The organism is Geothrix sp. (assembly GCF_049292215.1).
Lineage (GTDB): Bacteria > Acidobacteriota > Holophagae > Holophagales > Holophagaceae > Geothrix.
The window spans coordinates 94,257-101,714 of the sequence record NZ_JBATQW010000070.1; the positions used below are offsets into that span (position 1 = coordinate 94,257).

Sequence of the window (7,458 nt, forward strand, 5' to 3'; positions counted from 1 at the left end):
TCAGGCCCTCCTCAGGACGAGCTTCAGCCAGGAACGGACATAGTAGAGGGCCACGAGCGCTGCGCCCACGGCCAGCCAGGTGGAGGTGGGATCCGCCAGGATCTCCCCGGGATAGCGCACGGAGCGCCCGGTGGCCAGGACCATCCCCACCGCCAGGCAGAAGGGCAGGAACTCAACCAGACCTTCTCGGGTCTCTCCCAGGAACGCAAGGTCGCAGCCTGGCAGCAGCACGATGAGCGACTTGTGCATCCAGCGGGTGGCCTGTTGGTGCTCCGCCACCTCGTCGAGCTTCTTCCGGCGGTTCTCCGCGTGGAGCCCATCCCGCAGGACGAAGAGGTGGTGGCATTTCTGGCAGACCTCGGTATCCGGGCTGTCCGTGGTGTGGAAGGGCTCACCGCACCGTACGCACTGGGTGGGATGGGCCATGCGGACACTGGCCCTGACCCTCGCGAGGAAGATGATGAGCCCGAGGATGGGCAGCAGGAGGGCGAAGAGGAAGGCCCGCTCCATCAGATGGAACGTCCCGGTCCCCTCGGTTCCTCCGGCGGCATCCGCCAGGGCCTGCACCCGATCGGGCGTGTCCGGAAGGGGAATCGGATAGGTCCGGACATCCTTCTGGGCATCGTTCAGCGCGATCAGGAGCGCATACGCCTCGGGCCCTGCGGCCTGGGCCTCATCCCGCTTGGAGGCCCCCAGAGCCGTGTCCAGCCGGTTGAAGGCAAGGATGCTCTGGTTGAGCAGGACCTCCATCTTGGGTCCGGCCAGGAGGGCCATCTCGAAGGCCTTGTCGGCACCGGGTCCATCACCCGACTGGCACTTGGCCACGCCGAGGTTGTTGAGCACGGCGGTCTGATCGGGGTGCCGCCCAACGAGGCCCTGGAACGTGGCCTCAGCGGCCTTCCAGTCCTGATTCTGGAGCTGGCCCCAACCAGCCAGGAAGGCCTGATCGGAAGGCGGAAGGAACCGGAGGACCGATGGAGCGATCGGCTGGACCTGGGGTTGCAGTTGCAGCGTCATGAGGCTGGGCTGGGGTTCCCTGGCCGCCCAGGGCTCGAGGGCCGCCAGGGCCGGGTGGACCAGCTGCAGGACGAGGATGAAGACCGTCACCTTCACTTCGGGGGCAAGCAGGAAGGGGGCGAGCAGGAAGAGCCAGAGGACGGCCGCCACCATCGGGTCTAGACCCAGGATGACGGGCGCAGTCAGGATCAGCCCGCCCAGAATGGCGGCCAGGAGTGGAGAAACACCCTTGTGCTTGAGGGGCTCCTCCCAGAGGTGTCGTAGGACATTCCGGTAGCGGAGCCCCATGGTCAGCGCCCAGCCCCACAGCAGCAGGGTCGCAGCAAGGCGGAGCATGCCCAGGTGCTGGATCATCCAGAGCCAACGGTGGGCTGGGTGTTCCATGCGATGCCTGGTCAGCCTCAACAGGTCGGGAAAGCTCCAGAGCCAGCCCTGGACCCCCTGCTGCCGCATGAGGGTGATGCGGGTGCCCAGGAGGGTCGGGTGTTCCGGGGCCCAGCGCTCGACGGCCTGCAGTCCCTCCAGGCCCAGGGCCACCTTCCCGTCCATGCCCTGTTTGCGGGCCCAGAGGGACATGGCCTCCACCAGGGGAGCCACGTCGAGGGTGGAGTAGGTGCGGCGAAGTGCCTCCACCTCCAGCTGAGCAGCACGGACGGCCTCCGCGTCCCGCTTGGAGAGGGCCGCCATCAAGTGCTCAGCCCTGTGGCTGAGCGCGATCGCGGACAGTGGCCCACTGACTGGAGGTGTCGCGGAAGGGGCCGCCGGGGCGGGTGGCGCCGCGACGAGGGTGGCCCCCAGGACCGCCAGCAGGAAAGAGGTCCGGATGGCCTGCAAGAGTCCCATGCTGATCCTCCTGGCGCTCATGACTTCGGGACCGCTGGCGATTCCGCCGCGGGTTTGAGATCCATCACGCGCATACGCAGCTGGTACAGAATTTCGTCCAGCTGGGCGGTCTCGGTTTCCGTTCTCGAACCTTCCGTCTTCGCCTTCAGGACACTGAGGAGATCCACGTAGAACCTTGCCATGGCAGGGTTTGCCGGGAGCGGTTCCTTCGTCATTGGATTCTGACCACCCATGCAGAGGAGCGCCATTTCGGCCAGGAATTGCATCAGGGCCGTCAAGGAGGCTTCCGGCACCGCTGGAGTCATGGGCTACCTCGAACACTTTCAGGACTTGTCTGCGGGGAAGCCTACCACAGCCCGAATTTTCCTGCATCCGGCACGGATTCGCGCCCCTCCAGGAATCTGGAGCCGATGGTGAGGCAGATTCTTGACGAAAAGCACTCGGTATCAGGACAGCCCTGTGGAACGATGATGAGGTTTGGAGGAAGACCCATGCGACGCCTCGCTCTCGCGCTTATGCTCCCCGCCATCTGCGTTTCGCTCCACGCGGAACAGACGGGCCGGATTTCCGGAAAGGTCCTCAACAAGGAGGGCAAGCCCATCCCCGGCGCCAAGGTCAACCTCAAGCGCATTGATCGCAACTGGAGCAAGGATCTGATTCCTGACAAGAATGGCAACTTCCTCCAGGTCGGGCTTGAGCCCAAGGAATTCACCATGACCGTCACCGCCGAAGGCTACGTGACGTACACGGAATCACCGGTGAAAATCCCCCTTGCCGACGTCATCGTGAAGAACATCACCCTCCTGACGCCTGCGGAAGCCAGGACCCAGGCTCCCACAGGAGGCGCTCAGGCCATCCCGGAAGATCCAGGCGCCGCCCTGGACATCGCTGGCCGCGATGCCTTCAACTCTGCCATTCCTCTCTACAACGACGGCAAATACGATGAAGCCCTCCCCCTCGTGGACAAGGCCTATAAGACCCTCACCGAAGCCAGCAAGACGCTGAAGGATGAACAGGCCAAGGCCGACTTGATCCCGGAGTTGCTCAAGATCGAGCGTGTGCTGGGGATCTGCATCGCCCAGGCCGGCTCCAAGAAGGAGGAGGCCGAGCCCTACCTCCTGAAGGCCCTGGAGCGGAACCCCAAGGACGAACGCGCGGTCGTCGGCCTGATCGAGACCAGCAAGGCCAAGGGCGACAAGGCCGCTGAACAGAAGTACGTCGCGATGCTCGAGACCCTCCAGGGACCGAACCCCGACCTGATCTACAACAAGGGCGTGGAGGCCTTCAACGCCGGCAAGACCAAGGAGGCCAAGGCCCACCTGACCAAGGCTCTCGAGGTCGATCCCAAATACGCCGAGGCCCACTACCTTCTGGCCATGGTCGAGTTCGGCGAGAACAACCTGAAGGGCACCAAGCACAACCTGCAGAAGTACCTGGAGCTGGCTCCCGCGGGGAAAAACGCTGCCACCGCCAAGGAAATGCTGAAGGACCCTTCTTTGAAGAACATCAAGTAGGTCGCTCTGCGCGCCATGAGAAAGGGCCCCGATCGGGGCCCTTTCTCATGCCAGTTCGAGGCTGATGGGACAGTGATCCGAGCCAAGCACGTCGGCATGAATGCGGGCATCCTTCACCTGATTCAGCAGGTCGCGGCTGGCCAGGAACAGGTCGATCCGCCACCCCACGTTCCGTTCCCGCGCACCACCCCGGGCCGTCCACCAGGTGTAGAGGCCCGGCACCTCAGGGTTCCGCTCCCGCAGCACGTCAGCCAATCCGGCGCCCAGGTAGAGCTTGAAGTCCTCGCGTTCCTCCGGTGTGAACCCCGGGTTCTTGGTGTTGTCCTTGGGGCGGGCGAGGTCGATCTCCTCTGGGGCCACGTTCATGTCGCCGGTCAGGATCACCTGGTCCCCGGCGTTGTGGTGCTTCGCCACGAGCGCGGCCAGGTCCCTGGCGAACTGGCGCTTGAAGGGCAGCCGCACCAGGCCCTGGGAGGCGTTCGGGAAGTAGCCCGCGATGAAGACCAGCTTGTCCTTCCGGGACACGATCATGCGCCCTTCGGCATCGTAGCCCTCGATGCCCAGGCCCTTGGTGTGCTTGAAGCCCAGGTCCTTTTTGGCGAGGGTGGCCGAGCCCGCGTAGCCCTTCTTGCTTGTGGCGGGGAACCAGCAGATGTCGTAGCCGCTCTCCAACTGCCGGCGGACGCCGAGATCCACTTCCTCCCAATCAGAACGGATCTCCTGCAGCGAGAGCATGTCTGGTTCCGCCTCTTCCAGCCAGTCCATGAAGCCTTTCTTCAGGACCGAGCGGAAACCGTTCACGTTCCAGCTGTACAAGCGCATGAGACCCCCTCAGGGCACCAGCTTCTCATAGGCATCGACATCGAAGCCAATGATCAAGCCTTTGGCGTGCACCAGGATGGGCCGCTTGAGCAGGTTGTTGTCCGACACCATCAGCGCGATAGCCTCGGCCCTGGTCAACCTGCGGTCCTTCAGGCCGAGTTCCTTGTATTTGGGACTCTTGGTCCCCAGCATGGGGCCGGGATCCGCGGGCAGAAGGCGCTCCAACTCGGCGGTCCCCAGCGGCGTCTTGAAGTAGTCCCGGATCTCCACCTCGATCCCCAATTCCGCCAGCTTCGCCTTGGCATTGCGGCAGGTGGTGCAGCTCGATTTCATCCAGAGCACGGACTTCACAGTTCCTCCACGAAGCGATCCAGCAATCGATCCGTCCGCCAGCGCACCAGGCCGAAGAAGATGAAGCTGGACCAACCCTTCATGCGGCCCGACAGGTGGAGGTGTGCCCCTTTCGCATCCTTCCGGATGCAAAGGGTTCCCTGCTCCAAGGCACCCACCAGGTGCCGTTCCCAGCGGAGATGAATCTCCTCCGGGCCCTGCTCCATGGGTAGCCAGCTTCGGAGCTGCTTCAGGCATCGGAAGCCGCCTAGCGGGTCCAGGCCCTGGAGTCGCCCTGTGATGTGCTCGAAAGGCGCATCCGTGAGGAGTTCAGCCTCAAAGCTGAAGACGGGCTGCCTCACTTCACCAGGAACCCGGGCATGGCATCGGCGGGGGGGGCGATGAGGTAGGGCTTGCTGGCGTTGTCGCTGGCCGCCAGCAACATGCCGTGGCTTTCGATGCCCATGAGCTTCCGGGGCGCGAGGTTGGCCACCACCACCACCAGCCGGTTCAGCAGGTCGGCAGGCTCGTAGGCCTTGCCGATACCGCCCACGATGGTGCGCTGCTCCAGGCCGATGTCCACCTTCATCCTGATGAGCTTGTCGCTCTTGGGAACACGCTCCGCTTCGAGGATCTTGCCGACGCGCAGGTCCACCTTGAAGAAGGTGTCAGCGTCCACGGTTTCGCGAATCTCCGGCACGTCGAGGCTGGGTTTGGCCACGGCAGGGGCCGGATCAGCCATGAGATCACTCATTTCCTTCTCCTTGTCGATGCGCTGGAACAGGGGCTTCGATTCACCGATGGGGCCGATGGCCGGGCCATCCAGAGCGAAGCCGTGGAAGGTGGTCTCAGCCACCTTCGTGGTGTGGCCGAGACCTTCCCAGAGGGTCTGGGCCAGCTCGGGCATCACGGGTGCCACCAGCAACGCCGTGGCGCGCAGAGCCCGGTAGAGGTTGGCCAGCACTGCGTCGAGCTTGGGATCGTTGGCAGGATCCTTGGCCAGCTTCCAGGGTTCGGCCTTCACGATGTAGCCGTCGAGGGTGCGCAGGTAGGTCCACAGGACATCCAGGGCGCCGTGGAAGTTGCTGGCCCGGGCCTGCTCCAGGTACTCCGGGAATACCGCCAGCAGCTGGGTGGCCATCTCCTGGTCCAACTCATCCATGACGGTGGGCATCGGCACCACGCCGCCCCGGTAGCGCTGGATCATGCTCAGGGTTCGGGAGGCCAGGTTGCCCAGGCCGTTGGCCAGGTCGGCATTGAGCCGGTCCATGAAGCCCTCGTAGCTGAAGCCGCGGTCGTGGCCCACCTGCATGTCACGCATGAAGTAGAAGCGCAGGGCATCGTTGCCGAAGCGGAGCAGCGTGTCGGGGCGGACCACGTTGCCCTTGCTCTTGGACATCTTGTCGTCGCCCATGAGCCACCAGCCGTGGGCCAGGATGGTGGTGGGCAGGAACATACCCGCGGCCATGAGGAAGGCGGGCCAGTAGACGGCGTGGAAGCGTAGGATGTCCTTGCCGACGATCTGCAGATCCGGCGGCCAGCTGTTGGCGGGGCAACCCGTCAGGTAGTTCAGCAGGGCGTCGAACCACACGTAGATGACGTGCTTCTCGTCGCCGGGCACGGGGATGCCCCAGCTGATGCTGGTGCGGCTGATGGAGAGATCCTGCAGGCCACCCTCCACGAAGCGCTTCACCTCGTTGAAGCGAAAGTCGGGCTGCACGAACTCGGGGTGCTCCTCGTAGAGCTTCAGCAGGCGGTCCTGGTAGGCGCTGAGGCGGAAGAAGTAGGTCTCTTCCTCCAGCTCGATGAGCTGGTGTGCCAGTCCCTGGGCCTGCAGCTCCTTGGCCTGGGTCTCAGTGACGTAGGCCTCGTCGCTCACCGAATAGAGGCCCTTGTAGGTGGCCTTGTAGATGTCGCCCTTGTCCAGCAGCCGCTTGAAGAGGCGCTGCACCTGGGCCTTGTGGTCCTCGTCGGTGGTGCGGATGAAGCGGAAGTGGGTCATGCCCATCTGCTTCCAGAGCTCCGTGTAGTTGGCCACGACCTCGTCGGCCAGCTGTTTCGGAGTGATACTCCGGGCCGCGGCGGCCTTCTCCACCTTCTGGCCGTGCTCATCGGTGCCCGTGAGGAAATAGACCTGCTCGCCACGCATGCGGTGGAACCGGGCGATCACGTCCGCCAGCACCGTGGTGTAGGTGTGGCCGATGTGGGGCCGGTCGTTCACGTAGTAGATGGGCGTGGTGACGTAGAAGGGCTTGGACACAGGGGCTCCGGATCCTCCAGTCTAGCGTTTCCTGGCTCCTGTCGCGGTCGCGAAAAGAGCTAGGCTCGCTTGCGCCAGCAACTGGTGACATGGTCGTCCACCAGCCCCATCGACTGCATGTAGGCGTACATGATCGTGGGCCCCACAAACGTGAAGCCGCGTTTCTTGAGGGCCTTGCTCAGGCCCTCGGCTTCGTGAGTCACTGCCGGCACTTCCGCAAGGGTCCTGGGGTGGTTCACCCTCGTCTTCCCCCCGACGAAGGACCAAAGGAAGGCGTCGAAGCTGCCGAACTCGCGCTGCACGGCCAGGAAGGCCAGGGCGTTCTTGCGGGCCGAGAAGACCTTCAGCCGGTTCCGCACGATGCCCGGATCCAGGAGGACTGTCTCGAGTTCGGCATCGGTCATCGCCGCGACCTTCACCGGATCAAAGCAGTGGAAGGCCTTCCGATAGGCCTCCCGCTTGCGCAGGACCGTGATCCAGCTCAGGCCCGCCTGGGCCCCCTCGAGGATCAGCTTCTCGAAAAGCCGTCGGTCATCGTGCTGGGGAATGCCCCACTCGTCATCGTGGTAGGCGATGTAGAGCGGATCGCTGCCACACCAGCCACAGCGGGGTTTCTCAATCACAGCCATGATTCCCTCGTCCAACCATCCTTCATCACGCAGAATCGGGGGG

The 7,458-nt window shown here is 64.1% G+C and carries 8 protein-coding genes; 1 reads left to right on the forward strand and 7 read right to left on the reverse strand.

Features of this window, described 5'->3' with window-relative positions:
* A complete protein-coding gene (locus tag WAS25_RS12220) occupies positions 1–1,860 on the reverse strand; it encodes a tetratricopeptide repeat protein (protein ID WP_422312466.1) in 1,860 nt (619 codons plus the stop codon).
* 17 nt (positions 1,861–1,877) lie between these two features.
* Positions 1,878–2,165: a DUF1844 domain-containing protein gene (locus WAS25_RS12225; protein WP_422312468.1), complete on the reverse strand. Its 288-nt coding sequence runs from the start codon at positions 2,163–2,165 to the stop codon at positions 1,878–1,880.
* 186 nt (positions 2,166–2,351) lie between these two features.
* Between WAS25_RS12225 and WAS25_RS12230 the strand changes: the two genes are divergently transcribed.
* The gene (locus WAS25_RS12230) at positions 2,352–3,374 is read left to right on the forward strand and encodes a carboxypeptidase regulatory-like domain-containing protein (RefSeq protein ID WP_422312470.1); all 1,023 of its coding nucleotides are present in this window, start codon (positions 2,352–2,354) and stop codon (positions 3,372–3,374) included.
* Between the two features lie 45 nt (positions 3,375–3,419).
* Here the strand turns inward: WAS25_RS12230 and WAS25_RS12235 are convergent, their stop codons facing one another.
* Genes WAS25_RS12235 through WAS25_RS12255 form a run of 5 tightly spaced genes read right to left on the reverse strand, consistent with a single transcriptional unit; the run spans position 3,420 to position 7,415 of the window.
* Positions 3,420–4,196, reverse strand: coding sequence for an exodeoxyribonuclease III (locus WAS25_RS12235; RefSeq protein WP_422312472.1), 777 nt, complete (start codon positions 4,194–4,196; stop codon positions 3,420–3,422).
* Positions 4,197–4,205: 9 nt separating this feature from the next.
* Complete coding sequence (locus tag WAS25_RS12240) at positions 4,206–4,547, reverse strand: arsenate reductase family protein (RefSeq protein ID WP_422312474.1); 342 nt, start codon at positions 4,545–4,547, stop codon at positions 4,206–4,208.
* Positions 4,544–4,888, reverse strand: coding sequence for a hypothetical protein (locus tag WAS25_RS12245; protein WP_422312476.1), 345 nt, complete (start codon positions 4,886–4,888; stop codon positions 4,544–4,546). Before WAS25_RS12245 ends, WAS25_RS12240 begins: the two co-directional genes overlap by 4 nt.
* Entirely contained in the window at positions 4,885–6,786 is a 1,902-nt protein-coding gene (gene metG / locus WAS25_RS12250) for a methionine--tRNA ligase (protein WP_422312478.1), read from the reverse strand. Before metG ends, WAS25_RS12245 begins: the two co-directional genes overlap by 4 nt.
* Before the next feature lie 59 nt (positions 6,787–6,845).
* The gene (locus WAS25_RS12255) at positions 6,846–7,415 is read right to left on the reverse strand and encodes a DNA-3-methyladenine glycosylase I (protein WP_422312480.1); all 570 of its coding nucleotides are present in this window, start codon (positions 7,413–7,415) and stop codon (positions 6,846–6,848) included.
* Positions 7,416–7,458 lie beyond the last annotated feature (43 nt).